This is a genomic window from Nonomuraea glycinis (genome assembly GCF_035920485.1).
GTDB classification, from domain to species: Bacteria; Actinomycetota; Actinomycetes; order Streptosporangiales; family Streptosporangiaceae; genus Nonomuraea; species Nonomuraea glycinis.
This window is the reverse complement of sequence record NZ_CP109166.1, coordinates 9,364,066-9,390,923: the sequence shown is the minus strand read 5'-3', so window position 1 is coordinate 9,390,923 and position 26,858 is coordinate 9,364,066. Positions and strand designations below refer to the sequence as shown.

Sequence of the window (26,858 nt, the reverse complement as noted above, 5' to 3'; positions counted from 1 at the left end):
GACGGTTCTCACGCGTCTCATGGTCTGCCCCCTCTGGCGCTCGCCCTGGGGCCCACTCTGCGCCGCGCCGGTTGACAACGACTTGGCGACGGGTTGCCCTGGGCGACAACCTAACCGGCGGCACGCGGACGCTCAACGCATTTGTACGTCTTCGTACAGTGTCGGCGGGCGGGCGGGCGGGAGTGCGGGCGGCGCCGGGGCCGGAGCCGGGGCCGCCCGCTGTCCGTCACACGGTGCCGGGAGCGATCCTGGTCGTGACCGCGATCCGGTTCCACGCGTTGATCATCGCGATCGCGACCACCAGCGACGCGAGCTGCTGCTCGCTATAGTGCTCGGCCGCCTCCTGCCATACCGCGTCGGGCACGGCCGCGCGGTCGGCCATCCTGGTCGCCTCCTCGGTGAGCGCCAGCGCGGCCCGCTCCGCCGGGGTGTAGACGGTGGCCTCCCGCCAGGCCGCCACCGACCAGAGCCGCTCGTCGCTCTCGCCGGCCTTCTTCAGGTCACGGCTGTGCATGTCGACGCAGAACGCGCAGCCGTTGATCTGGCTGGCGCGCAGCTTCATCAGCTCCAGCGTGCCGAGCGGCACCCCGCAGTTGTGCAGGTACGCCTCCACGGCGCCGAACGATTTGTAGGCCTCTGGGGCGAGCGCCGCCACATTGAGCCGCTGAGTCATGGGAATCTCCTTGGTGTGGTGCTTACTCAAGGAGGACGGGACAGGGCTGCTCGTTGTGACGGCTTCGGCGGAAAATCTTTCAGCCCGCGCAGTTGCCCCACGAGGTGCGGCCGCCCCACGCCTCCACCTTGCCGCGCGGGTCCTTGGTCCAGCCGGCGTACTTCACGCACTTCCACGCCCCGGTGAGGTGACCGGTCTCGGCGTAGTAGCGGTACTCGTTCACGTCCACCGACTTGGCGCCGCGGCGGATGCTGAGCGCGGCGCCGGTGGTCGTACGGGCTCCCCGGAAGGCCGTCTTGATGGCGGCGACGCAGTTCTTGCCGCTGCGCTTGTTGTACATGAGGTACACATGCCCGAACACCGCGCCGCGGCGGGTCTTCATCGGGCGGTGACCGTCGGCGACCCGCTTGAATCCGGGGCCGCAGATGCTCTCCGGGGACTCGACCGCGGAGGCGGCGTAGGCGGGTGCGGGGACGGCGGCGATCCCGGCGGCGACCAGGGTGGCCGCGATGACCGTTCTCGTAAGCACGAGCTTCCCTTCATAAGGGGACGTTCAGGACAACAATGGACTTTACTGTGGCCTGACCGATTTATGGGGTGTTCGTGAAGATTCATGCCGTGCCCCTCATCGCCGTCTGCGCTGCTTGGGGCGTTTTCTGGGGGTCCTGGTCGGCGCTGCTGCCCGCCGTCAAGGAGCAGCTCGGGGCCTCCACGGCGGAGTTCGGGCTGGCGCTGATCGGCACGCCGGTGGGCGCGATCCCGGTGATGGCCCTGGCCGGGCGGCTGGCCTCCGGCCGGGAACGTCCCGCGCTGCTCACCGCCACGGTGGTCTTCGCGCTGAGCATCGCGGCCGTCGGGCAGGTCACCTCACCCGCGCAGCTCGCCGTGGCGCTGCTGGTCGTCGGCGCCACCAGCGGGGCGCTCGACGTCACGCTCAACATGGCCACCGGGCGGGCCGAGCGGGAGAGCGGGCGCAGGCTGTTCCAGCCGGTGCACGCCGCCTTCCCCGTCGCGGTCATCGTCGCCGCGCCCGCCACCGGCCTGGCCCGCGAGCAGGGCGCCGGGACGCAGGCGGTGTTGCTGGCGATCGGCGTGCTCATCGTGGCCGCGGCGGTCTCGCTGACGCTCCTGCCCATGGGCCGCGGCCTGCCGCCCGCGCCGGGCGAGGGCGCCGGGCCGCGCCGGTGGACCGCCGCGCTGCTGCTCGGCGGGCTGCTGGCGGGCGTGCTCGCCATCGAGAACGCCGTCGAGCAGTGGTCGGTGCTGCTGCTCGAAGAGCACCAGGGCGCTTCCGTCCTGCTGGCGAGCGCCGCGCCCGCCGCCTACATGACCGCGCTCACCGTCGGCCGCCTCATCGCTCAGGCCCTGCCCCTGCTCACGCCGCGCACCCTCTATCTGGTGGCGGGGGTGGGCGGCTGCGGCGGCATCGCCCTGGCGGGCCTCGCCGGCTCGCCGGTGGCCGCCCTGGCCGGGTTCGCCCTCACCGGGCTCACCCTCGGCCCGCTGGTGCCCGCTCTGCTCAGCCGGGCCGCCGCCGACGACGCCACCGGAGCGCTCGTGTCCGGCGTGTCCGCCATCTCCTACACCGGCTTCGTGGTCTCCCCGCTGCTCGTCGCCGCGCTGGCGGCCTGGCTAGGCCTGCCCGCCGCCCTCGCCTGTCTGGGCCTGCTCGCCCTCCCGCTGCTGGCGATGGCCGCGTTCGTACGGCCTGAATATGGCCGTTCGTTGAGGAGATGAAGGCCCGCCACCGGGTAGCCCATCCGCGAGGCGACGAAAGAGGGGAACATCATGGCTGTCTGCGAGACCTGCGGCAACGACTACGACATGGCCTTCGAGGTGCACGCGCAGGGGTCCGTGCACACCTTCGACTCCTTCCAGTGCGCGATCCAGGCGATGGCGCCGATCTGCGAGCACTGCGGCACCAAGGTCATCGGGCACGGGGTCCAGTCGGGCGAGCACTGGTACTGCTGCGCGCACTGCGCCCGCCAGGAGGGAACCCGGGGTATCGTCGACCGGATCATGGCCGGCGCGTCCGCCTGAGGTTAAACCATCCTTTCCTACCAAAAATGTGGGAGACTAGGGTGGTGAGCCTGGACAGTATTCGACCATCGAGCGTGCGCGCGGACTCGCCACTGACCGCTGCCATCCTGGCAGGGCGGTGGATCCGAGCCGCGGCCGTCGACGATGAGCGCGGCCGGCGCTGGCTGGCCAACCCTGATCCGCACGGCACCTCGGCCGTCACCCCGGAGGCCTGGTCGCTGCATTCCGGCGCGGCCGGGATCGTGCTGTTCTTCCTGGAGCTCGCGGCCGCCACCGGCCACGACGCCTACCTGGAGGACGCGCGCGCCGGAGCCCGGCGGCTGGCCGCCACCTGGCGGGAGCAGGGCGGCGATCTCACCCTCTATCACGGGCTGACCGGCACGATGGTCGCGCTCATGGAGGCCGGCTGGGTGCTCGGGGACGAGGTCTTCGAGCGCGAGTCCCGGGCCATCGCCGACCTGATCGTCCAGCGCGGGCGCACCTCCGGCGACGGCGTCGGCTGGTCGAGCGAGTCGGCCCAGCGGGGCGACGGCGGCATCGTGCTGGGCCTGCTGCGCGCGGCCACCCGCCTCGGCGAGCCCGCCTACGAGGAGGCCGCCGTCGAGGCGGGCCTGCGCATCGCCCGGCTGCCCGTCCCCGGGCATCGCTTCGGCAACCACGCCGACCTGCCGCTGGACGCGGTCACGCCCGGCTTCCTCGCCGGTACGGCGGGCACGGCGTTCCTGCTGGCCCGGCTCTACGGTGTGACGGGTGACCAGCGCTTCCTGCGGGCGGCGCGCAGCGGCGCCGACTTCGTCCGCGAGGTGAGCCACGTGGAGGGCCGGTGGGCGGTGGTGCCGCATCACGTGCCGCAGGCCCGCGAGCTGCACTATCTGGGGTTCTGCTCAGGCTCGGCGGGGGTGGCCCGGATGTTCTACGAGCTGCACCGGGTGGGCGGCGAGCCGGGCGATCTGGACTGGGTGGAGCGGCTGGCCCAGGGCATCGCGCGCAGCGGCGTCCCCAGCCGCAGGACCGAGGGCTACTGGAACGTGGCCTGCCAGTGCTGTGGCACGGCGGGGCTGGTGGAGCTGTTCGTCGGGCTGTGGGCGGCGACGGGGCGGGAGTCGCACCTGGAGTTCGCGCGCGGGCTCGCCACGGACCTGATCGGGCGCGCCACCGACCACGACGGCCGGGGCTATCGGTGGTATCAGGCCTACCGGAGGCTGCGGCCCGGCGAGGTGAGCGCCGACACCGGCTACATGGTGGGTGCGGCCGGCATCGGCGCGGCGCTGCTGCACCTGGACGCGGCGGGCCAGCCGGACCAGGCGCGCCGGGCCATCCTCCTGCCGGACAACCCGTTCCCCGCCATCCCGGTCCCCACCTCCGCCCTACGCCGCCAGAACTGACCGACCCCCTGCATGGCCCGGCGCCAGAACTGACCGACCCCCTGCATGGCCCGGCGCCAGGACTGACCGACCCCCTGCATGGCCCGGCGCCAGGACTGACCGGCCTCAACCCCTCCTGCGCAGCCCGGCGCCGGGGCTGAGCGGCCCCGCTCACCTTCACGGCCCGCGAGACGACGTCTCGCGGGCCGTGCTCATGCGGGGGCGCAGGTGGCGGATCTTGCCCAATCTGACGCTCGGACGGCAGTTGGCGGGCCTGGCGCGTGGCCGCCTGGGTGGCGCAATCTCCCCGTTATCCCTATATTCCTACCTGATTGATAGGTTGAGCATCAGCGCAGGTGAGAGCGGAGGCAAGCATGGTACGGGTGGTCGCGCGGCGGCGCCGGGCCGATCGTGCCCGGCAGGTGGCGGATCTGCTGCGCAGGCAGATCGTGCTCGGGCAGTTCCCGCACGGCCAGTTGCCGCTGGAGGCGGCGCTGGCCCGCGAGTTCGCCACCTCGCGCAACACCGTGCGCGAGGCGCTGCACCTGCTGCGCGAGGAGGGACTCGTCGAGCGGTGCCCCGGGGTGGGCACCACGGTGGCGGCGGAGAAGTATCCGCATGGCCTGCACCGGCTGCTCGGCCTGGCCGAGACCCTGCACGAGCACGGCGAGGTCACCAACCAGGTCAGGACGATGACCCTGATCGAGCCGCCCGCCACGGTCGGCCACCGGCTCGGCCTGGCCCCCGGCGAACACGTCATCTACCTCGAACGGCTCCGGCTGCTCAACGGCCTGCCGCTCTCGCTGGACCTGACGTACCTGCTCCGTGAGGTCGGCGAGCCCCTGTTCGACGCGGACCTGGCGCACAACGACATCTTCGTGCTGCTCGAAGGGATCGCCGGCCAGCCGCTCGGCATGGCGGAGCTGACCCTCGAAGCGGTGAACGCCGATCCCCACACCGCAGCCGCGCTCGACGTGCCGCGCGGCGCCGCGCTGCTCATGGTCGAGCGGCTCACCCACCTGGCCGACGGCCGGCCGGTCGACCTGGAGTTCATCCGCTTCAGAGGCGACCGGCTGACCATGCGCGGCCACCTGAACCGCGAACCGGAGGAGTAGTCATGGCACTGATCTCGCAGCGGGTCGAGGTCCCCGTCACCATCGACGAGGCGCTCTGCATCGACGGCTGCACGCTCTGCGTCGAGGCCTGCCCGCTCGACTCGCTCGCGATCAGCGACGAGACGGGCAAGGCGTACATGCACGTCGACGAGTGCTGGTACTGCGGCCCGTGCGCCGCCAGGTGCCCCGTCGACGCCGTCACCATCAACATCCCCTTTCTGCTGCGATGAAGGAATCCCCCATGCGCAAGGCCCTGGCGGCTCTCGCCCTGCTGGCCGCGGCCGGCTGCTCCGTCTCAGGCACCACGGGCGGCGCCGGCAAGACGACGGTCGTCGTCGGCTACCAGTCCAAGACCATCAACACCGTGACCGCCGGCACCCTCCTGCGCTCGCTCGGCTACCTGGAGAAGCGGCTCGGCGACAAGTACACCGTCGAGTGGCAGGACTTCGAGACCGGCGCCCCCATCACCGCCAAGATGGTCGCCGGGAAGATCGACATCGGCTCGATGGGCGACTACCCGCTGCTGATCAACGCCTCCCGCACCCAGGCCATCCCGGCGGCCCGTACGGAGCTGGTCTCCATCACGGGCTACAACCTGCGCGGCGGCCTCAACATGGTCGTCGTCCCGCCCGGCGCGAAGGCGAAGACTCTCAAGGACCTGAAGGGCGCCAAGATCTCCGCCAGCGTCGGCTCCGCCGGCCACGGCACGCTCGTCCAGGCGCTGGAGAAGGCGGGCCTCGACCCGGCCACCGACACCGAGATCGTCAACCACCAGCCGGCGGTCGGCTCCTCCCAGCTCGAATCCGGCGGCGTCCAGGGCTACGCGCAGTTCGTGGCCTGGCCGGGCCTGCTGGTCTTCCAGGACAAGGGCCGCCTGATCTACGACGGCTCCGCGCTGGACGTGCCCACCTTCCACGGCGTGGTGCAGCGCGAGGCGTACGCCAAGGAGCACCCCGAGGTGGTGGACGCCTTCCTCAAGGCGCAGCTGGACGCCACCCGTTACCTGCACGAGCACCCTCTGGAGGCCGCCGAGTCGGTGGCGAAGTCCACCGGCCTGCCGGCCGAGGTCGTCTACCTCTACAACGGGCGGGGCGGCATCTCCACCTTCGACGTCACGCTCAAGCCGCAGCTCAAGGCCGCGCACGAGCACGACGTGCCGTTCCTCAAGCGGATCGGCACCGACTTCCCCGGGGTGGACGTCTCGGCCTTCGTCAACGACTCCTACCTGCGCAAGGCGTACGGCGCGGCCTACGACACGGACGTGGCCCGGCTGACGAACCCGGCCGCGATCACCGGCACCGACCCGGTGTGCGGCGAGCCGGTCGACGACCCGAAGACGGCCTCCGAGCTCTGGCTGACCGGCGCCACCGAGACCCAGCCCGCCGCCACGCCCACCTGCCTGCTGCGCCAGATCGCCAAGGCGGGCGACACCGTACGGGCCGCGTACATCCCGGACACGACCACCGGCACCAAGTGGTTCGCCGGCGACTCCGTCTGGCTGCGCGACCCCGAGGCCGCCGCGAACGCCCGGTTCCTGCCCTTCACCACGCAGGACGGCGCCGACGCCTACCGCGAGGAGCACCCGAAGGCAGAGCCCGTCACCTACGAGGCCGCGCTCAAGGCCGCCGAGCAGGGTGGGGACACCTGATGGGCGCCCGGCGGTGGAGCGGGGTGGTCAAGGTGGCCTCGCTGCTGGCGGCGGCGGGATTGTGGCAACTGCTCACGGTCACCGACGCGCGCCTGTGGCTGACCTTCGACCGGCTGCCGACGCTCGACGAGATCGCCGGTGAGGCCGCGCGCCGGCTCGCCACCTCGGTCTTCTACCTGGACCTGCTGCAGAGCCTGGTGCGCATCCTCACCGGGTTCGGCCTGGCCGCGGTGGCGGGCCTGGCCGTGGGCATCGCCGTCGCCCGCTCACCGCACACCCGCGACGTGGTGCTGCCGCTGCTCGAAGCGCTGCGCCCGATCCCGGCGATCGCGCTGGTCCCGGTGGCGATCCTGCTCTTCCCCACCGACGAGCAGGGCATCGTGTTCATCACCTTCGTCGCCGCGTTCTTCCCGATCATGGTCAGCACCCGGCACGCCGTGCGGGCCCTGCCCACCCTGTGGGAGGACGCCGTCAAGACGCTCGGCGGCGGCCGTCGCCACGTGCTCTGGAACGTCGTGCTGCCCGGCATCCTGCCCGGCCTGTTCGGCGGGCTGTCCGTCGGCATGGGCGTGGCGTGGATCTGCGTGATCTCCGCGGAGATGATCTCCGGCGAGTTCGGCGTCGGCTACCGCACCTGGCAGTCCTACACCCTCGTCGACTACCCGGCGGTGATCGTCGGCATGATCACCATCGGCCTGCTCGGCTGGCTCACCTCGGCCGCCATCGAACTCATCGGGCGCAAGGCCACCCGCTGGCTGCCCCGCGCGGAAGGGAGCACCGCATGACGACGCTCGCGCAACGCACGACGACCGCCGAGGCGCAGGCCGGGCTGGGGTTCCACCTGGAGGCGCTGTCCCTGGGCTACAGCCGCGACCTGGTCCTGCGGGAGATCGAGCTGGAGGTGGTGCCCGGCGAGGTGCTGGTCATCGTCGGCTCCTCGGGGTCGGGCAAGTCCACACTGCTCAGGTCACTGGCCGGGCTGCTCCGGCCGTACAGCGGGAGAGTGCTGGCGGGCGGCGCGGAGGTCGCGGCCACGTCGGGGGACCGCGCGATGGTCTTCCAGGACGACGGGCTGCTGCCGTGGCGGACCGTCCGGCGCAACGTCGAGCTGCCGCTGCGCATCCGCAGGATCCCGCGGCGCGAGCGCGCGGCGGCGGCGCACGCCTGGATCGGCCGGGTGGGCCTGGCCGGGTCGGAGGACAAGCTGCCCCGCGAGCTGTCCGGCGGCATGCGGCAGCGCGTCCAGCTCGCCCGGGCCCTCGTCGGCGCGCCCCGCGCCGTGCTGATGGACGAGCCGTTCGGCGCGCTCGACGCCCAGACCCGCGCCCAGATGCAGCGCCTGCTGCTCGACGTGCTGCGCGACACCCGGGCCACCGTGGTCTTCGTGACCCATGACGTGGACGAGGCCCTGCTGCTCGCCGACCGGGTGGTGGTGCTCGAACGGCAGGGCATCCGCTCGGTGATCGAGGTGCCGGGGCCGCGTGACCCCGACGCCGACAGGGGCGAACTGCGCGCCAGGATTCTGGAGGAGCTTTAGATGGACATCCCCTCGATCGAGGACCGCCTGCACCTGGAGTGCGAGGTGCTCGTCGTCGGCGGCGGCACCGCGGGCACGATGGCCGCGATCACCGCGGCCGAGCAGGGCGCCGACGTCCTGCTGCTGGAGAAGGCGCACGTACGGCACAGCGGCGCGCTGGCCATGGGCATGGACGGCGTCAACAACGCCGTCATCCCCGGCAAGGCCACGCCCGAGGACTACGTCGCCGAGATCACCCGGGCCAACGACGGGATCGTCAACCAGAAGACGATCTACCAGACGGCCACCCGGGGCCACGAGATGGTCAAGCGCCTCGAACGCTACGGCGTGAAGTTCGAGAAGGACGAGTACGGCGAGTACGCCGTGCGCAGGGTGCACCGCTCGGGCAGCTACGTCCTGCCGATGCCCGAGGGCAAGGACGTCAAGAAGGTCCTCTACCGGGTGCTGCGCCGCCGCGACATCAGGGAGAAGGTGCGCATCGAGAACCGGGTCATGCCGGTCCGGGTGCTCACCGTCGACGGCCGGGCGACCGGGATCGCCGGATTCGACACCAGGACCGGGCAGTTCGTCACCGTCTCGGCCGGTGCGGTCATCCTGGCCACCGGCGCGTGCGGCCGCCTCGGCCTGCCCGCCAGCGGCTACCTCTACGGCACCTACGAGAACCCCACCAACGCCGGCGACGGCTACGCCATGGCCTACCACGCGGGCGCGGAGCTCAGCGGCATCGAGTGCTTCCAGATCAACCCGCTGATCAAGGACTACAACGGCCCGGCCTGCGCGTACGTGGCCAACCCGTTCGGCGGCTACCAGGTCAACAGCAAGGGGGAGCGGTTCGTCGACTCCGACTACTGGTCGGGGCAGATGATGGCGGAGGTGGCCGCGGAGATCGACTCGGCCCGCGGGCCCATCTACCTCAAGCTCACCCACCTGCCCGAGGAGACCATCAGCGCGGTCGAGAACATCCTGCACTTCACCGAGCGGCCCACCCGCGGCACCTTCCACGCCGGGCGCGGCCACGACTACCGCACCCACGACGTGGAGATGCACATCTCCGAGATCGGCCTGTGCGGCGGCCACTCCGCCTCCGGGGTGTGGGTGGACGAGCACGGCGCGACCACGGTGCCCGGCCTGTACGCGGCCGGTGACCTGGCCTGCGTGCCGCACAACTACATGATCGGCGCCTTCGTGTTCGGCGACCTCGCCGGCACGCACGCCGCCGCGCACAACCGCGCCGCCGAGGCGCTGCCCGAGGACCAGATCGCCGCCGCGCACGAGCTGATCTACCGGCCGCTGCGCCACCCGGACGGGCCGCCGCAGCAGCAGGTGGAGTACAAACTGCGGCGCTTCGTCAACGACTACATCGCCCCGCCCAAGACCGGCGCCAAGCTGGAGATCGCGCTGGAGTCCTTCGAGCGGATGCGCGACGAGATCGCCTCGATGGGCGCGCGCACCCCGCACGAGCTCATGCGCTGCGCGGAGGTCGACTTCATCCGCGACTGCGCCGAGATGGCCGCCCGCGCGTCGCTCACCCGTACCGAGAGCCGGTGGGGTCTCTACCACGAGCGCGCCGACCTGCCCGTCCGGGACGACGCCGAGTGGCTCTACCACCTGAACCTGCGCAGGCGCGCCGACGGCGCGATGGAGTTCGTGAAGCGGCCGGTGGAGCCCTACCTCGTGCCCGTCCCGGAGTTCACGCCCACCGGCGGCGAGCCGGTGCACCTCGGCGCCCAGGTCGCCACGGCCGTCCGGCGCGTCACCACCGACCGCGCCGAGCGGACCGCGGTCGGGCGCTCGCCCCGGATCCTGGAGCTGAACGAGCTGGCCGACGGGCAGCCCACGGTGGACCGGCTCGCCCCCTACCTCGCCGACACCGACCCCAAGGTCCGGCGTGCGGCCATCGCCACCCTCACCGAGACCGTCCCGGAGGGCGCGGGCGCGGCGCTGGTCGCCGCGCTCGCCGACGAGCACGGCACGGTACGCCGCGCCGCCGCCGCCGGGCTGCGGGAGCTGGTCGAGGTCCTGCCCGCCACCCCCGCCTTCGGCGCCGCCCTGGCCGAGCGCCTGACCAGCGCGGACGCCCTGGTCCGGGCCACCGGCCTGGACGTCCTGCGCGCCCTGCGGCTCGGCGACCGGCACACCTTCGGCACGGGGATGGACGACCCCGACCGCCGGGTGCGCATCGAGGCGATCCGCGGGCTGGTCTCACTCGACGAGTCCGACCTGGTGGCGGCGGCCGCCGCCGACCCGTCCCGGGAGGTCCGGGTCTGGGCCGCGAAGGGCCTGGGCATCGTCGGCAAGCCGTCCCCCGTGCTGGCGCGGCTGGCCGACGACGCCGACCCGCTGGTCCGGGCCGCCGCCCTGGAGGCGTCGGGGGCCGTCGGCGCCCCGCTGGAGGAGCAGGCGCTGCGCGGGCTGCGGGCCTCCGACTGGGAGGTGCGCGTCGGCGCGGCCCGCTGCCTGGCGGCCGCCGACCGGGAGACCGCGGTGGAACCGCTCGCCGCCGCGCTCGCCGACGCCAACCTCGACGTACGCAAGGCGGTCGTGCTCGCGCTCACCCGCTGGGCGGCGACCCCGCACGCGGCCACCGCGCTGCGCACCGCCCTGGCGGACCCGGACGCCGACGTCCGCGCCTACGCCCGCAGAGCGCTCGACGACCGGACGGCGAACACCGGGGCTCAGGGCTTTTCGTGATCGCTCCCAGCCAGCACACTGGCGGTGTGGCCGATTTCGATGTGGTTGTCATAGGTACGGGTCCAGGCGGGCAGAAAGCGGCCATCGCCGCGGCGAAGCTCGGCAAACGGGTGGCGGTGGTCGAGAAACGCAACATGATCGGCGGGGTGTGCATCAACACCGGCACGATCCCGTCCAAGACGCTGCGGGAGGCGGTCCTCTATCTGACCGGGCTCAACCAGCGCGAGCTGTACGGCGCGAGCTACCGGGTCAAGGACGAGATCACGGTCGCCGACCTCGGGATGCGCACCCAGCACGTGATCGGCCGGGAGATCCAGGTCATCCGCAGCCAGCTGGGCCGCAACCACGTCACCCTCCTGCAGGGGACCGGCCGGTTCCTGGACCCGCACACCATCGGCGTCATCGACGACGAGGAGGAGAAGAAGGTCACGGCCGACAAGATCGTGATCGCCACCGGCACCTCGCCGGCCCGCCCGGACAGCGTGCAGTTCGACGACAGGACCGTCATCGACTCCGACGCGATCCTGCATCTGGAGAAGGTGCCCGAGACGCTCGTCGTGGTGGGCGCCGGGGTCATCGGCATCGAGTACGCCTCCATGTTCGCGGCGCTCGGCACCAAGGTCACCGTCGTGGAACGGCGTGAGCGGATGCTCGACTTCTGCGACCTGGAGATCGTGGAGGCGCTGAAGTACCACCTGCGCGACCTCGCGGTGACCTTCCGGTTCGGCGAGACCGTGGCCGCGGTCGAGCGGCGCTCCCGGGGAGCGCTGACCGTGCTGGAGAGCGGCAAGCGCATCCCCGCCGACTGCGTCATGTACTCCGCCGGCCGCCAGGGCCGCACGACCGAGCTCTGCCTGGAGGCCGCCGGGCTGTCCGCCGACGACCGGGGCCGGATCGCGGTGGACGAGAACTTCGCCACCTCGGTCCCGCACATCTACGCGGTGGGCGACGTGATCGGCTTCCCGGCGCTCGCCGCCACCTCGATGGAGCAGGGCAGACTCGCCGCCCACCACGCGTGCGGCGAACCGGCCGGCGAGCTGCACCACGAGTCGCCGATCGGGATCTACACCATCCCGGAGATCAGCTTCGTCGGGAAGTCCGAGGACGAGCTCACCCGGGACAAGATCCCGTTCGAGGTCGGCATCTCACGCTACCGCGAGCTGGCCAGAGGACAGATCATCGGCGACTCGTACGGCATGCTCAAGCTGCTGGTCTCCACCGAGGACCGGCGGCTGCTCGGCGTGCACGTGTTCGGCACCGGGGCCACCGAGCTGGTGCACATCGGGCAGACGGTCATGGGCTGCGGCGCGACGGTCGACTACCTGGTCAACGCCGTGTTCAACTATCCGACCCTGGCGGAGTCGTACAAGGTGGCGGCGCTGGACGCGACCAACAAGATGCGGGTGATCGCCCGGCTGACCGCCGAACTGTGAGCTCAGTCGCCGCCGGTGGTGGTGCGCCGCCCCCGGGCCGGCGGCTTCTTGCGCCCCGCCACCAGCGTGTCGCCCGGCGCGGGCTCGTCGGAAGGAGCGGATTCGGTACGGCGCGGCCTGGCGTGCGGTGCGGTGTCCTCCAGCGAGACGTCGGACGCGGCCGCCTTGCCGGGCTCCTCCTTCTTGGCGGCGTCCTTCCTGGCGGCGGGCCCGGAGCCCTTCACATCGGAGCTCTTCGCCACGGGGTCGGCAGGAGGTTTCGCCGGGTCGCGTAAGGACGCGATCACCGCGTCGGCCTCATGGTCGGCGGCGAACTCGTTGGCCGCCGCCGTCTCCCTGCGCCTGATCACCACCATGTGGTCCACGGAGACCCGCCCCGCGCCCACCACGGCCAGCAGCAGCGAGGCCGCGCCCAGCAGGATCAGCTCGTTGAGGGTGATGGGATTGAGCGGCGGCGCCACCCACAGGACCGCGACCGCCTCGGCGAACAGGATCAGCCCGGTCACCGACACCATCAGCCCGGCGATCAGCAGCGCGCCGCCGATCAGCTCGGTGAGCATGGTGACCGTGGCCCAGGCGCGGGGAGCGGGTGCGCCCTGCCCCTGGAACTGCACTCCGGTCTGCGCCAGGCCGATCTCGAGCTTGCGCCAGCCGTTGGCGAAGAAGATGCCGCCGACGCCTACACGGGCGACGATCGCGGCGATGTCACGGAGGGCCTCTCTCACGGTTGTTGTCTGCCCTAATCGGGACATCACACACCTCTATCGCGACGGAGCAGCGTGGCCACGGCCAGGGCGGTCAGGCTGAGCAGGATGGCGCTCACGACCACGGTCGTGTGCAGGGCGTTGACGAAGGCCCAGCGGGCCGCGTCGAGTAGTGCGCTGCCGGGGCCGCCGCCCACCTGGTCCGCCACATGGGCGGCGCCGGCGAGCGACTGCCTGGCCAGGTCCATGCCCGGCTCCGGCACCCCCGGCACCGTGCGCAGGGCGGGGGCGTACACGATCGTGGTGATCGTGCCGAGGACGGCGACGCCGAGACCGGCGCCCAGTTCGTAGGCCGTCTCCTCGATGGCGGCGGCGCCGCCGGCGTGGGACTCGGTGGCCGACGACATGATCGTGTCGGAGGCGGCGAGCAGGGAGACCTGGACGCCGAAGCCGATGCCCACGAAGCAGCACGCGAGCATCACGGGGTGGCCTTCGACGCCCCAGGTCAGCGTGGGCAGGAGGGCGAGCGCGACGAGGCCGAGGCCGCCGCTCATGGTGGCCCGCATGCCGATCCTGGGCAGCAGGTGCGCCGCGGCCAGTCCGCCGGCGATGGCCGACAGCACCAGCGGGAGCATCCGGAGCGCGGCGCGTACGGGACTGTCGCCGAGCACGAGCTGCAGATACTGCGCCAGCATCAGCTGCAGGCCGACCAGCGCGAACACGCCGAACAGCACGCCGGCCACGCCGGTGGAGAACTCGCGGCGCCGGAACAGGCCCACCTCCAGCAGCGGTGCGCTCAGCCGCGTCTGCCGTCTGACGAACCAGACCAGCAGCGCCACCCCGGCCGCGAAGACGGCGACGGAGGCGCCCAGGGGCATCAGGCTGCCCGAGCCCGCCTCCTTGAGCCCGAAGGCGAGGGCCAGGATGCCGAGCACGGACAGGACGGCGCTCAGCCCGTCCCACGGCCGATCGCTCCGCTCGCGCGAGTTCGGCAGCAGGCGCACGGCGGCGGGCAGCAGCACGAGCAGGATCGGCACGTTGATCAGGAAGACGGCGCCCCACCACCAGCCGACGAGCAGGCCGCCGACGAGCGGCCCGAGCGCGGCCCCCGCGGCGGCGACCCCGCTCCAGACGCCCAGGGCGATGGCCCGCTCGCGACGGTCGGTGAACACCTGCCGGATCATCGACAACGTGGCCGGCATGATCATCGCGCCGCCCACGCCGAGCAGCGCCCTGGACAGGATCAGGGCCAGGGGGGTGGTCGAGGCGGCGGCCGCCGCCGAGGCGACGCCGAACAGGACGAACCCCGCGAGGACCAGCCGTTTGCGCCCGTAGCGGTCGCCGAGCGTGCCGAACATGATCAGCAGCGGCGCCACGACCAGCGAGTAGACGTCCACGATCCACAGCAACTGGACCGCCGACGGCTCCAGGGCGGCGGTGAGCGCGGGGACCGCTATGTGCAGCACAGTGGCGTCGACCGTGATGAGCAGCAGGCTCAAGCTGAGCAGGGCCAGGATGGCCCAGCGGTTGTGCCGCGGCTCGGGGTCGGGGCGCCGTGCGAAGGGAGCGGCCTGTGTGACGGTCATGGACCTCCTTGCAGGCCGATCAGTCCACAGCAGGCCCACATGAACTTGCGTGGCAGCTTAGGCCATGTCACACCATGGGTGTAGCGGTATCGAATCATCCGGGGCCGGTCGATACCTCTCTAGAGAGATACAGCCATATGTCGGGATCTATTCAGCATCCATCAGCCGACCGATCATGGCTCTCGTGGGGACCGACGGCGCGGACGAAATGAGCGACACGTCCGACCGGTCACCACGTGACTGGTGCGCCCGAGCCGTCACCATGTTATCCGCCGGTCGCCCCGACAGCGCCCTGGCCGCCGCCGGCGCCGCCGCCCACCTCGATCCCGCGAGCGAATGGGCCTATCGCCTGGTCAGCCTCGCGCAGGAGCGGATCGGGCGGCTCCCGGAAGCCGTCGACGCCGCCGAACGGGCGGTGCTGCTCGCGCCCGGCTCGTGGGCGGCCCGCCTGCGCCTGGCCGCCGTGCTGCGCCACGTCCCCGGCCGCTGGGACGAGGCCGCCGAGCAGGCCGCGCTCGCCGCCAGGTTCGCCCCGGAAGAGCCGGACACGCACGTCCTGGTCGCGGACCTCGACCTGCTCCGCGCCGAGCACGCCGAGGCGGCCCGCGCCTACCGCGAGGCGCTGCGCCTGGACCCCCGGCACGCCCAGGCCCGCGTCAACCTCGGCCTGACCCTGCTGCGCTGGGAGCGGTCCAGGACCCACCACGATCCGGCCTGGCCGATCGACCCGCGCGGCACCGGCCAGGCCAGGAGGGCCCTGGAGGTGTGGTCGCGCCAGACCCGCCTGCTGGTCGCCGTCGCGACCGCCGCCGTCGCGGTGGCCGCCCTCGCCTTCGACCGGGGGCCGCAGGCCGTGCTGGGCGGCCTGGCCGTGCTCGCCCTCATGGCCGGGCTCACGGTACGGCAGGCCCGCCGGGTCCGGGCGTGGGCCTATGTGCCGGCCATGCTGGTGCGCGACCCGTGGTTCGGGGCGGCGGTCGCGGGCGGGATCGTCGCGGTCGCCGCGTTCGCCGGCTGGCTGGCGCTCGGTTCGGCGCCGGCCGGGATCGCCGTGGTGCCCGGCCTGCGCAGCGGCGGCCTGCCGTGGGTGGGCCTGCTCTGGGCCGGGCTGGGCGGTCTCGCGGTGCTCGGCTGGCCGGTGCTGGCCGCCGTCCGCTCCCTGGCGGAAACCTGGCGCGGCCACCCCCTACGAGCCTTGACCCACTTCCGCCAGGCCGCCCACGAACCCCGGCCGGACGAGGGCGCGGGGGAACGTGCGGCTTCGCGGAACGCGGGGGTGACCCTGTGGGTCCTGCTCGGGCGTACTTGGTCGGTGCTGGTGCCGTTGGCCTGTGCGGCTCTCGTGGTGGAGCCGCTGGCCGCCGTCGCGACGCTGGCGGTGCCGTACCCGATGCTGCGCGCCTGGCGGGCGAGCCGGTACGGCCGCGATCGGTGGCTCGCGGTCGCGGCCGGGCTGGTGGGGGCGGCGGCGGTGGGGTGCGCGGCCGGGGGCGGGTTCGGGCTGGTCTGGGGTTGGCGGCTGGGGTTCGGCGCGCTCGGCGCGGTGGTGGTGGTGTTCGCGCTGCGGGCCGCGCGGTCCTGGTGGAAAGGGGTGCCAGGACCGTGGCGCGCCTCGCTGATCATGTGCGAGCTGCCCATGGGAGCCGAGCCGACCGTCGTGCTGACCGCCCAGGTGCGCCAGGCGTTCGGCTATGCCAGGACCGTCGTGCTGGCCTACGGCGACGTCCTGGGGCCGGGGGTGGCGGGCGCGGTGGCCACGATCACCGCCTCGGGCGAGCTCAAGGTGATCGCCGGGGCCCAGGCGTGGGAGGCGATCGAGGCCGACCCGAGGGTGGCGGTGTTCGCCGCCGACCCGCTGCAGCGCAGGTTCTGGGTGGAGGTGCGGGGTGTCGCGCTGGCCGGCTCGGACGTCCTGCGTGTCACCCCCAAGCGGGTGCTGGTCGGGGAGTTCCCTGGGCGGCACCAGCGCCGCTAGTTAGAATCTTGTTCTCTGCGAGTTCCGCGCCTCCTCGCCACGCCCGGCAACCGGGCCGCGCCGCCTGGCAGACCGAACCCGGGCGGCACGTAGCGGCTTTCGTGACCTCCGCCTAGCGTGTCAGGTCCGCCCGATCGACGGTGCGGTGCGGTATAACCAGGGGCGGACCGGGGAGGCGTGATGCAGGAGTCCAGCAGGACCCGAACCGCGGGACGGGCCGCGATGCGGGATCTGTTCGAACAGGTGCGGCAGCGTTACTTCCGGCTTCCACCGGCGGTCCGGCGGGTGCTGTTCGTGGTGGTCCTGGTCGCCGCGCTGGGCGTGACCGCGGCGCTCGGCGGACGGCTGGACACGACGTTCGTCCTGACGGTCATCGTGCTCTGCTTCGTCGCGCTGACCTTGCATTTCCCGCGTGCCGCCGCCACGTCGCTGGTCATCGCGGGCTGGCTGGCGCTGCACCCGCTCTTCACCCTGGCCTTCCCGCCTCCCTCCATGGTCCCGACCCTGCTGGTCCTGCTGACCGTGCCGGTCGTCGCCGCGGCCCATCTGATCCGCTGGGTGACGCCGTGGGTGTCCGCGCTGCTCGCCCTCGTGGCCGCCGGCGCGCTCGCCGCCGCGCTCTCGTTCATCCCGGGCACCCTCGCGGTCTGGGTCGCCTACGGCGCCGCCGCCGCCGTCCTCGGCTACCGCTACCTGCTCGCCCGCAAGGCCAGATCCGAGATGAGCGCCGAGGAGCAGGTACGCGTACGAGCCCGCGAGGGCAGACCGGAGCCGCAGTCCGACAAGCAGCCGGCGCTGCCCCAGATCTCGGTCGAGGAGGCGCTCGCCGAGCTCGACAGCATGATCGGCCTGGCCCCGGTCAAGGAGCAGGTCCGCTCGATCGCCGCCTCCATCGAGGCGTCCCGGCTGCGCGCCGAGGCCGGCTACACCGCGGGCCGGCCCACCAGGCACTTCGTCTTCCTCGGCCCGCCCGGCACCGGCAAGACCAGCGTGGCGCGCACCCTCGCGAAGATCTTCTACGCGTTCGGCCTGCTGGAGACCCCCTACGTGGTCGAGGGCCAGCGGGCCGACCTGGTCGGCGAGTTCCTCGGCGCGACCGCGATCAAGACCAACGAGCTGGTCGACAAGGCGTTGGGCGGCGTGCTGTTCATCGACGAGGCCTACGGTCTGGTCAACTCCGGGGACGGCCAGCCCGACCGGTTCGGCGCCGAGGCCGTGCAGACGCTGCTCAAGCGGGCCGAGGACGACCGCGACCGGCTGATCATCATCCTGGCCGGCTACGAGCAGGAGATGACCTCGTTCCTGTCCAGCAACCCCGGCCTGGCCAGCAGGTTCGCCACCAGGGTGCGCTTTCCCACCTACTCGGCGGACGAGCTGGCCGAGATCACCGCGCTGCTCCAGCGCCGCCGCGGTGACGCGATGGGCCCCGAGGCCAAGGTCAAGCTGCTCACCCGGTTCGAGGACGTACACCGGCGGGAGCTCGTCGACGAGCTCGGCAACGCCCGGTTCGCGCGCAGCCTCGTCGAGGCGGCCGCCCAGGCCCGGGACGTGCGGGTGGTGGGCGCGGGCGGCACGCCGACCACCGAGGACCTGGTGACGACCACGACCGCCGACGTGACCAAGGCGTTCGACGAGCTGACCGCCCGCTTCCGCGGCTACGTGGCCACGCCCACGCTGGAGGAGGCGCTGGCCGACCTCGACAGGATGGCCGGGCTCGCGCCGGTCAAGCGGCAGGTGCACGCCATCGCCGCGCAGCTCCAGGTGGCCCGGATGCGGCAGGAGCGCGGGCTGCCCACGCCCGCGCAGACCCGCCACTTCGTGTTCGTCGGCCCGCCCGGCACCGGCAAGACCACCGTCGCCAGGGTCGTCGGCCGCGTCTTCGCCGCGCTCGGCCTGCTGGCCAGGCCCGACGTGGTGGAGGCGCACCGGGCCGACCTGGTCGGCCAGCACCTCGGCGCGACCGCGATCAAGACCAACGAGCTGGTGGACCGGGCGCTGGGCGGCGTGCTGTTCATCGACGAGGCGTACAGCCTGGTCAACCCCGGCTACTCCGGCGGCGACGCGTTCGGCGCGGAGGCCGTGCAGACGCTGCTCAAGCGGGCCGAGGACGACCGCGACCGGCTGGTCATCGTGCTGGCCGGCTACCAGCGCGAGATGGACGCCTTCCTCGCCACCAACCCCGGCCTGGCCAGCCGGTTCAGCCAGCGGGTGACGTTCCCCAGCTACTCGCCGGCCGAGCTGTCGGAGATCGCCGTGCTGCTGGCGGAGGAGGCCGGCGACCGTTTCGACGACGACGCGCTCAACGATCTCGACGAGGTCTTCGCCTGGGTGTGCGACGAGCGGCTGATCGACGGCCTCGGCAACGGCAGGTTCGCCAGGTCGCTGTTCGAGCGCGCGGCCATGCGCCGCGACGTGCGCCTGGCCGCGCTGGCCTCGACCGGCGAGTCCACCAGCTCCGCCGAGCTGACCACCATCACCAGCGACGACGTCCGCACCGCCGTGGACGAACTTTCCGGACGCTGAGCAGACCCCTCCTTGGCACATGCGTGCGCCCGCACGCTCACGTGGTGTAGCAATATGGCGACACAGAGTGCGCGCGTGAGGGGGGACGATGGCGGGGTTCCTGGCCCGCAGGCTGCTCGGCTCCGTGCTGCTGGTGGCCGTGGCCGCCAGCCTCGCCTACCTGCTGGCGGCCGGCGCGCTCGACCCGCGCGCCAACTACGCCGACCGCACCCCGAAGCCGCCGCCCGCCGTCGTCGACGCCCGGCTCACCGAGCTCAACCTCAACGACCGCACCCCTCTGCTGCGGCGCTACCTCACCTGGGCGGGCGGGGTGCTGCACGGCGACTTCGGCAGGAGCGTGACCGGCACGCCGGTCGGCGAGGACCTCGCCCGGCGGGCCGGCGTCACCCTCCGGCTGGTCCTGCTCGGGCTGGTCTGCGGGAGCGTGCTCGGCGTGCTCTGCGGCGCGTACGCCGCGGTCAGGCAGTACGGCTGGTTCGACCGGCTGTCGACGGCCGCGGCCTTCGTGCTGCTCGCCGTGCCCGTGGTGGTGCTGGCCAACGGGGCGATCCTGGCCGGGACCTGGGCCAACGACCAAATCTTCGGCCACCGGGTGCTCCTGGTCGGCGGTGAGTACACCGCGGGGCTCGACGCCGGGTTCTGGGGCTCGCTGCTGGACCGGCTGCGGCATCTCGCGCTGCCGACGATCACCCTGTCGCTCGGGCTGATCGCGGTCTTCAGCCGCTACCAGCGCAACATGATGCTCGACGTGCTCGGCGCCGACTTCATCCGCACCGCCATGGCCAAGGGGCTGAGCAGGCGCCGGGCGCTCATCCGGCACGGGCTGCGCACGGCGCTGATCCCCGTGGTGACCTACTTCGCCTTCACCACCGGCGCGCTGCTCACCGGCGCCACCTTCACCGAGAAGATCTTCGGCTGGCACGGGCTGGGTGAGCGCCTGATCAGCTCGATCTTCACCAACGACGTCAACACCGTGGCCGCGATCGCCTGCCTCGCCGCGATCGCGGTGCTCTGCGCCTCGTTCGCCGCCGACGCGCTGCACGCCCTGCTGGATCCCCGGGTGCTGGATCCCCGGGTGCTCGATGCCCGGGTGCGGGGCGCCGGATGACGCTGTCGGAGGAAGAGCTCGCCGAGGAGCGCACCGGACCCGGCCCGGCTCGGGCCGCCCCGCCGTCCAGGCTCAGGGTGGTGACCGGCCGGTTCTTCGCCTCCCGGCAGGGACGGCTCGGGTTCGCGGTGCTCGCCGTGCTGGTCGCGCTCGCGTGCGCCGGGCCGCTGTTCAGCCCGTGGACCTACACCGACAAGGACTTCCTGGCGTTCCTGCGCCCGCCGTCGGCCGCCCACTGGTTCGGCACCTCGCAGACGGGCGCCGACGTCTACGCGATGACGCTGCGCGGCATGCGGCGCTCGCTGCTCGTCGGCCTGCTCGCGGCGCTGGTGTCCACCGCGCTGGCCGCCCTGGTGGGCGCCTTCGCCGGCTACTTCCTCGGCTGGACCGACCGGGTGCTGAGCCGGCTCACCGACCTGCTGCTGGTGCTGCCCGCCTTCCTCATCCTGGCGATCATGTCGCCGCTGTTCGGCGCCGGGCAGTGGCCGCTGTTCGTGCTCATGCTGGCGCTGTTCCTGTGGATGGTCACCTCGAAGATCACCCGGGGGATGACGATCTCGCTGAAGCAGCGGGAGTTCATCCAGGCGGCCCGCTATATGGGCGTCCCACCCATGAAGATCATCTTTTCCCATGTGCTGCCCAACCTGTCGTCGCTGCTGATCGTCGACGCCACCCTGAACGTCAGCGCCGCCATCCTCACCGAGACCTCCCTGTCCTACTTCGGCTTCGGCATCCAGCCGCCCGACGTCTCGCTCGGCACGCTCATCGCCGACGGTTCCAGGACCGCCGTCTACGCGCCGTGGACGTTCTGGTTCGCCGCCGGGCTGCTGGTGATCACCGTGCTCGCGGTCAACCTCGTCGGCGACGCGCTGCGCGACGCGTTCGACCCCACCGCCAGGAGGTCCCGATGAGCCCGGTCCTGGAGGTCGAGCGTCTGGAGGTCTCCTTCGGCGACGTGCACGCCGTACGCGGGCTGAGCTACACCGTGCGGCCCGGCGAAGTGCTCGGCATCGTCGGCGAGTCCGGCTCCGGCAAGTCCGTGGCCGCCGCCGCCGTCATGGGGCTGCTGCCGCCGGGGGCCAGGGCCTCCGGCTCGGTCCGGCTGCACGGCAGGCAGCTGCTCGGCGCCCCCGAGCGGGAGCTGCGGGCCTTTCGCGGCAGGACCGTCTCGATGGTGTTCCAGGACCCGCTGTCCGCGCTCACCCCCGTCTACCGGGTCGGCGACCAGATCGCCGAGGCCGTGCGCGTGCACCAGAAGGTCAGCAGGGAGCAGGCCCTGGCCAAGGCCGTCGACCTGCTCGACCTGGTCGGCATCCCGGACCCGCGCGGCAGGGCGCTGGCCTTCCCGCACGAGTTCTCCGGCGGCATGCGGCAGCGCGTGGTGATCGCGATGGCCATCGCCAACGACCCGGACGTCATCATCTGCGACGAGCCCACCACCGCGCTCGACGTCACCGTCCAGGCGCAGGTGCTGGAGGTCCTCAAGACGGCGCAGCGCGCGACGGGCGCGGCCATCGTCATGATCACGCACGACCTCGGGGTGGTGGCCGGCTTCGCCGACCGCGTGCTCGTGATGTACGCGGGCCGCCCGGTCGAGGTGGGGGACGTGGACGACGTCTACTACCGCACGCGCATGCCGTACACCGTGGGGTTGCTCGGCTCGGTGCCGCGCGTCGACGCCGGCGGGCGGCGGGCGCTGGTGCCGATCGACGGCCACCCGCCCGCGCCCGCCGCGCGCCCGCCCGGCTGCCCGTTCGCGCCGCGCTGCCCGATGCGGATCGAGGCGTGCGAGGACCGGGAACCACCGCTGTTCGAGGTCGGGGCGGGACACCAGGCGGCCTGCATCCGCTGGGACGAGGTGCGGCCGTGGTCGGCCGGGGACGGTGCGGTGCGGCCGTGGTCGGCCGGGGACGGTGCGGTGCGGCCGTGGGCGCACGACGACGGCGCGGTGCGGCCTTCGGCGGGCGGCGGTGGCGGGGACGGGCCGGGGTGGCCGGTGGTGCGCGGGGCGCGGCGGGTGCTGGAGGTCGACGGGCTGGTCAAGCACTATCCGGTGCGGAAGGGCGCGATCTTCAAGCGCCGGGTCGGCACCGTGCACGCGGTGGCGGGCGTCAGCTTCGACATCCGCGAGGGCGAGACCCTGGGCCTGGTCGGCGAGTCCGGATCCGGCAAGACCACGGCGCTGACGCAGATCCTGGAGCTGGCCGAGCCGCAGGAGGGGCGGGTCGTGGTGCTCGGCAGGGACACCGCCCGGCTCACCCGAGAGCAGCGCGCCGCGATCCGGCGCGACATGCAGGTGGTCTTCCAGGACCCGCTGGCCGCCCTCGACCCCCGCATGACGATCTACGACATCCTGGCCGAGCCGCTGCGCACCCACCCGCGCGCCCACCGCGGGCGGGCGCCGGGAGCACGGGTGGCCGAGCTGCTCGACCTGGTCGGCCTGGACCCCTCGCACGCCGCCCGCTACCCGCAGGACTTCTCCGGCGGCCAGCGGCAGCGGATCGGCATCGCCCGCGCGCTGGCGCTGGAGCCCAGGCTGCTGGTGCTGGACGAGCCCGTCTCCGCGCTCGACGTGTCCATCCGGGCGGGCGTGATCAACCTGCTCGACTCGCTGCGGACGAGGCTGGGCCTGTCCTACCTGTTCGTCGCGCACGACCTGGCCGTGGTGCGCTACCTCGCCGACCGGGTCGCCGTGATGTACCTCGGCAGGATCGCCGAGATCGGCCGGGTCGAGGCCGTCTACGGGACGCCCGCCCACCCGTACACGCAGGCGCTGCTGTCGGCGATCCCGCTGCCCGACCCGGTCCGCGAGCGGGCCCGCGAGCGGACCCTGCTCGACGGCGACCTGCCCGACCCGGCCGACCCGCCGTCGGGCTGCCGCTTCCGCACCCGGTGCCCGAAGTTCGCCGGGGTGCTGACCGGCGCGGAGCGGAGCCTGTGCGTGGACACCGAGCCCGAGATCCGCACCCTTGGCGAGGACCAGGGCGCGGCCTGCCACTACGCCGAGAAGCTCGCAGTCGTCTAGTCCTTGAGGAGTCCGCCCATGAAAGCACCTCGTCTGGCCGTCGCCGTGAGCGTCGCGCTGTCCCTGACGGCATGCGGCGCGGGCGGCCCGGGAGGGGGCGGCGGCCGGCCGGGGAGCGGCGATGACACGATCAAGGCGTCCGACATCAACCCGCAGCCGCGCCCCCTGGTCAAGGACGGCGGGACGCTGCGCTGGGGCATCGGCGAGTTCCCCGCCCAGTGGAACCGCAACCACATCGACGGCAACCTCGCGATGGCCGCGGTGATCAGCAACGCGCTGCTGCCGTCGCCGTTCGTCTCCGACGACAAGGCGCAGATCACCGTCAACCGCGACTACCTGCTCGACGCCAGGGTCACCCGGCAGGCCCCCAAGCAGGTCGTCACCCTCAGGCTCAACCCGCGCGCCAGGTGGTCCGACGGGCAGCCCATCACCTGGGGCGACTACCAGGCCCAGTGGCACGCGCTCAAAGGCGACGACCCGGACTTCCACCTCGTCTCCGCCACCGGCTACCAGGACATCGCGAAGGTGCGGCGGGGCAGGGACGACCACGAGGTCGTGGTGACGTTCGCCAGGCCCTTCGGCGACTGGAAGGCCCTGTTCAGCCCGCTGCTGCCCGCCTCGACCAACAGGACGCCCGAGGCGTTCGACACCGCCTGGCTGAACAAGATCCCCGTGACGGCCGGGCCGTTCAGGTTCGGCGGCTTCGACCAGACCGCCAAGACCATCACGATCCTGCGTGACGACAACTGGTGGGGCGAGCGGGCCAAGCTCGACCGGATCATCTACCGCGCCGCCGAGCAGGACTCGCTGATCGGCATGTTCGGCAACGGCGAGCTCGACATCATCGACGTCGGCACCTCGGCGCCCGACTACGCCCGCGCCCAGGCCACCCCCGGCGCGCGGGTACGGCAGGCCGCGGGCCCCGACTTCCGCCACCTCACCTTCAACGCCGCCAGCGACCCGCTACGGGACGTACGCGTCCGGCAGGCCGTCCAGCTCGGCATCGACCGGCAGGCCATCGCCCGCTCCGACCTGCAGGGCCTCGACTGGCCGAGCACGCCGCTGAACAACCACTTCTTCATGAACACCCAGACGGGCTACCAGGACAACGCCGGCGACCTCGGCGCCTACGACCCCGAACGGGCCGGGCGCCTGCTCGACCAGGCGGGCTGGAAGCTGGACGGCGCCGTGCGGAAGAAGGACGGCCGCCCGCTCGACCTGCGCTTCGTCGTCCCGTCGGGGGTGCAGCTGAGCAAGGCCGAGGGCGAGCTGGCGCAGAGCATGCTCACCCGGATCGGGGTGCGGCTCTCCCTTCAGGTGGTGCCGAGCGACGACTTCTTCACCAAGTACGTGATCCCCGGCAACTTCGACATCACCCCGTTCGCCTACATCGGCACCCCGTTCCCCGTCTCCAGCAGCTACGGCGTCTACGCGAACGCGCCCGACGGCAGGACGTGGAACGCCAACTTCGGCCGCGTCGGGTCCGCGGCCATCGACGCGGCGATGGACCGCGCGGGCCAGAACCTCGACCCGGAAGGGGCGCGGGCCGACGTCAACGCGGCCGACAAGCTCATCTGGAAGCAGGCGAGCGTCCTGCCGCTCTACCAGCGCCCGCAACTGGTGGCGGTACGGGAGACGCTGGCCAACGTGGGCGCCCGCGGCTTCCACGAGCTCCGCTACCAGGACATCGGCTTCGTCCGGTAGCCCGTGGGACACTGGGCCGTATGTTGCGCTCGTTCCGACAGGTCGACGTGTTCGCTGAGACGCCCTACCACGGCAATCCCCTCGCCGTCGTGCTCGACGCCGACGGCCTGAGCACCGAGGAGATGGCGCGGTTCGCCAACTGGACCAACCTGTCCGAGACCACGTTCCTGCTCCCGCCTGCCACGCCCGAGGCGGACTACCGGGTCCGCATCTTCACCCCTGCCGGGGAGCTGCCTTTCGCCGGGCATCCCACGCTCGGCACCTGCCACGTCTGGCGGGAGGCCGGCGGCGTCCCCCGCGACCCGGGGACGGTCGTCCAGGAGTGCGGCGCCGGGCTGATCCGCATCCGTGACGAGGGCGCCTGGTGGGCGTTCGCCGCGCCGCCGCTGCTGCGGTCGGGCCCGGTGGAGGAGACCTTCCTCAAGGAGGTCGCCCAGGCACTCGGCATCGGCCGCGACGAGATCGTCGACGCCGAGTGGGCCGACAACGGCCCCGGCTGGGTGGCGCTCCTGCTCAGGGACGCCGAGGCGGTGCTCGCCCTGAAGCCGCGGCTGGTCCCGGCAGACATCGGCGTCGTCGGGCTCCACCCGCCGGGATCGCCCCACGCCTACGAGGTGCGCGCGTTCTTCCCCCTCGGGGGCAGCACGGCGGAGGACCCGGTCACCGGCAGCCTGAACGCCTCCGTCGCCCAGTGGCTTTTGCGCACCGGCCGCGTCACCGCCCCCTACGCCGCCCGTCAGGGCACGGCGCTCGGCCGTACCGGACAGATCCGCATCACCGCGGAGGGTCCGGACGTCTGGGTGGGCGGCCACGTCATCACCTGCGTCAGCGGCCACGTGGAGATCTGACCCGTCACCGGGGGAGGAGAGCGCTGAACCTGACCTCGTCGCCCGGCCTGAGCTGGGCGGCGACGGCCAGGTCCGCCTCCGCCAGCACCGCGATCACCGGGTAGCCGCCCGTGGGCGGGTGATCGGTGAGGAAGACGATCGGCTGCCCGCTCGGCGGCACCTGCACGGCCCCGGTGACCATCCCCTCACTCGGCAGCTCGCCCTCCTTCGCCCGCGCCAGCTCGGGGCCGCGCAGCCGCACCCCCACGCGGTTGCTGTCCTGGCTCACCTCGTACGGCCCCCCGCACAAAGCCGCGAGCGCGCCGGGCACGAACCAGTCCGCCCGTGGCCCCGCCAGCACCCGCAGCACGGCCGGCCGGGGCGGCCGCGGCGGCGCCAGATCCACCAGGATGTCGCCCAGACCGTCCACCACCCCCACCGGCAGCACCGTGCCGGGCCGCAGCGGTGGCGGCCCGAGCCCGGACAGCGAGTCGGTGGAGCGGCTGCCCAGCACCGGCTCCACCGCGATCCCCCCGCGAACGGCCAGATAGGTGCGCAGCCCCCATGACGGCGACCCCAGCCGCACCTCACCCCCCTCGGGCACCCAGAACGGCGCCCCCATCCCCGGATCGCGGGCCGTGCTCCCCGTGCTCCCCACCGGGCACGGCGCGCCGGCCAGCGCCACCCACGCCCCGGCCGCGAACCGCAGCCGCGCCAGCCCGAACGTCAGCTCGATCCCCGCCAGCCCTTCGGGGTTGCCGACGAGCCGGTTGGCCAGCCGCAGACTCGCCGCGTCCGCGGCTCCGGAGCTCGGCACCCCCAGGTGGGCGTGGCCCTGCCGCCCCAGATCCTGGACGGTCGCGTACGGCCCGGGCGCGAGCACCTCGATCATGCGGACCGCCCCA

At 72.7% G+C, this 26,858-nt stretch carries 22 protein-coding genes; 17 read left to right on the top strand and 5 right to left on the bottom strand.

What is annotated here, in order from left to right:
* Nucleotides 1-226: 226 nt before the first annotated feature.
* Both OHA68_RS44240 and OHA68_RS44235 read right to left on the bottom strand, forming a co-directional pair.
* Entirely contained in the window at nucleotides 227-673 is a 447-nt protein-coding gene (locus OHA68_RS44240) for a carboxymuconolactone decarboxylase family protein (protein ID WP_327105590.1), read from the bottom strand.
* A gap of 79 nt (nucleotides 674-752) precedes the next feature.
* Nucleotides 753-1,202, bottom strand: coding sequence for a hypothetical protein (locus OHA68_RS44235; RefSeq protein ID WP_327105589.1), 450 nt, complete (start codon nucleotides 1,200-1,202; stop codon nucleotides 753-755).
* Nucleotides 1,203-1,276: 74 nt separating this feature from the next.
* On the opposite strand from OHA68_RS44235, the gene OHA68_RS44230 reads away from it, so the two are divergent.
* From OHA68_RS44230 to sthA, 10 genes are all read left to right on the top strand, one after another.
* Nucleotides 1,277-2,410, top strand: a complete 1,134-nt coding sequence (locus OHA68_RS44230; RefSeq protein ID WP_327105588.1) for an MFS transporter — start codon at nucleotides 1,277-1,279, stop codon at nucleotides 2,408-2,410.
* Nucleotides 2,411-2,461: 51 nt separating this feature from the next.
* On the top strand, nucleotides 2,462-2,713 hold the full coding sequence (locus OHA68_RS44225) for a hypothetical protein (protein ID WP_327105587.1): 252 nt from the start codon (nucleotides 2,462-2,464) through the stop codon (nucleotides 2,711-2,713).
* Between the two features lie 44 nt (nucleotides 2,714-2,757).
* Nucleotides 2,758-4,098 (top strand): lanthionine synthetase LanC family protein, encoded by a 1,341-nt coding sequence (locus OHA68_RS44220; RefSeq protein WP_327105586.1) that lies wholly within the window; start codon nucleotides 2,758-2,760, stop codon nucleotides 4,096-4,098.
* Nucleotides 4,099-4,451: 353 nt separating this feature from the next.
* Entirely contained in the window at nucleotides 4,452-5,192 is a 741-nt protein-coding gene (locus OHA68_RS44215; RefSeq protein ID WP_189140974.1) for a GntR family transcriptional regulator, read from the top strand.
* A 2-nt stretch (nucleotides 5,193-5,194) separates the two neighbouring features.
* Nucleotides 5,195-5,422 carry a 4Fe-4S dicluster domain-containing protein gene (locus OHA68_RS44210; RefSeq protein WP_189140973.1) on the top strand — a complete coding sequence of 76 codons (228 nt, stop codon included), beginning with the start codon at nucleotides 5,195-5,197 and terminating at the stop codon, nucleotides 5,420-5,422.
* An 11-nt stretch (nucleotides 5,423-5,433) separates the two neighbouring features.
* Nucleotides 5,434-6,840 carry an ABC transporter substrate-binding protein gene (locus OHA68_RS44205; RefSeq protein WP_327105585.1) on the top strand — a complete coding sequence of 469 codons (1,407 nt, stop codon included), beginning with the start codon at nucleotides 5,434-5,436 and terminating at the stop codon, nucleotides 6,838-6,840.
* The gene (locus OHA68_RS44200; RefSeq protein WP_189140971.1) at nucleotides 6,840-7,625 is read left to right on the top strand and encodes an ABC transporter permease; all 786 of its coding nucleotides are present in this window, start codon (nucleotides 6,840-6,842) and stop codon (nucleotides 7,623-7,625) included. The genes OHA68_RS44205 and OHA68_RS44200 overlap by 1 nt, the downstream gene beginning before the upstream one ends.
* Nucleotides 7,622-8,377, top strand: coding sequence for an ABC transporter ATP-binding protein (locus OHA68_RS44195; RefSeq protein WP_189140970.1), 756 nt, complete (start codon nucleotides 7,622-7,624; stop codon nucleotides 8,375-8,377). The genes OHA68_RS44200 and OHA68_RS44195 overlap by 4 nt, the downstream gene beginning before the upstream one ends.
* Nucleotides 8,378-11,068 (top strand): fumarate reductase/succinate dehydrogenase flavoprotein subunit, encoded by a 2,691-nt coding sequence (locus tag OHA68_RS44190; RefSeq protein ID WP_327105584.1) that lies wholly within the window; start codon nucleotides 8,378-8,380, stop codon nucleotides 11,066-11,068. It abuts the gene before it with no gap.
* Nucleotides 11,069-11,094: 26 nt separating this feature from the next.
* Entirely contained in the window at nucleotides 11,095-12,501 is a 1,407-nt protein-coding gene (gene sthA / locus OHA68_RS44185) for a Si-specific NAD(P)(+) transhydrogenase (RefSeq protein ID WP_327105583.1), read from the top strand.
* Nucleotides 12,502-12,503: 2 nt separating this feature from the next.
* On the opposite strand, the gene OHA68_RS44180 is transcribed toward sthA, so the two are convergent.
* Both OHA68_RS44180 and OHA68_RS44175 read right to left on the bottom strand, forming a co-directional pair.
* Entirely contained in the window at nucleotides 12,504-13,226 is a 723-nt protein-coding gene (locus OHA68_RS44180; RefSeq protein WP_327105582.1) for a DoxX family protein, read from the bottom strand.
* 26 nt (nucleotides 13,227-13,252) lie between these two features.
* Nucleotides 13,253-14,791, bottom strand: coding sequence for an MFS transporter (locus tag OHA68_RS44175; RefSeq protein WP_327105581.1), 1,539 nt, complete (start codon nucleotides 14,789-14,791; stop codon nucleotides 13,253-13,255).
* A gap of 184 nt (nucleotides 14,792-14,975) precedes the next feature.
* Between OHA68_RS44175 and OHA68_RS44170 the strand changes: the two genes are divergently transcribed.
* From OHA68_RS44170 to OHA68_RS44140, 7 genes are all read left to right on the top strand, one after another.
* On the top strand, nucleotides 14,976-16,766 hold the full coding sequence (locus tag OHA68_RS44170; RefSeq protein ID WP_327105580.1) for a hypothetical protein: 1,791 nt from the start codon (nucleotides 14,976-14,978) through the stop codon (nucleotides 16,764-16,766).
* Nucleotides 16,767-16,946: 180 nt separating this feature from the next.
* A complete protein-coding gene (locus tag OHA68_RS44165; protein ID WP_327105579.1) occupies nucleotides 16,947-19,289 on the top strand; it encodes an AAA family ATPase in 2,343 nt (780 codons plus the stop codon).
* A gap of 88 nt (nucleotides 19,290-19,377) precedes the next feature.
* A complete protein-coding gene (locus tag OHA68_RS44160) occupies nucleotides 19,378-20,397 on the top strand; it encodes an ABC transporter permease (RefSeq protein WP_327105578.1) in 1,020 nt (339 codons plus the stop codon).
* On the top strand, nucleotides 20,394-21,308 hold the full coding sequence (locus tag OHA68_RS44155) for an ABC transporter permease (protein ID WP_327105577.1): 915 nt from the start codon (nucleotides 20,394-20,396) through the stop codon (nucleotides 21,306-21,308). The genes OHA68_RS44160 and OHA68_RS44155 overlap by 4 nt, the downstream gene beginning before the upstream one ends.
* On the top strand, nucleotides 21,305-23,422 hold the full coding sequence (locus OHA68_RS44150; RefSeq protein WP_327105576.1) for an ABC transporter ATP-binding protein: 2,118 nt from the start codon (nucleotides 21,305-21,307) through the stop codon (nucleotides 23,420-23,422). The genes OHA68_RS44155 and OHA68_RS44150 overlap by 4 nt, the downstream gene beginning before the upstream one ends.
* Nucleotides 23,423-23,440: 18 nt before the next feature.
* Nucleotides 23,441-25,126: an ABC transporter family substrate-binding protein gene (locus OHA68_RS44145; RefSeq protein WP_327105575.1), complete on the top strand. Its 1,686-nt coding sequence runs from the start codon at nucleotides 23,441-23,443 to the stop codon at nucleotides 25,124-25,126.
* A gap of 20 nt (nucleotides 25,127-25,146) precedes the next feature.
* Nucleotides 25,147-25,974, top strand: a complete 828-nt coding sequence (locus tag OHA68_RS44140) for a PhzF family phenazine biosynthesis protein (protein ID WP_327105574.1) — start codon at nucleotides 25,147-25,149, stop codon at nucleotides 25,972-25,974.
* A 4-nt stretch (nucleotides 25,975-25,978) separates the two neighbouring features.
* Here the strand turns inward: OHA68_RS44140 and OHA68_RS44135 are convergent, their stop codons facing one another.
* Nucleotides 25,979-26,845: a 5-oxoprolinase subunit C family protein gene (locus OHA68_RS44135; RefSeq protein ID WP_327105573.1), complete on the bottom strand. Its 867-nt coding sequence runs from the start codon at nucleotides 26,843-26,845 to the stop codon at nucleotides 25,979-25,981.
* Nucleotides 26,846-26,858: the final 13 nt, after the last annotated feature.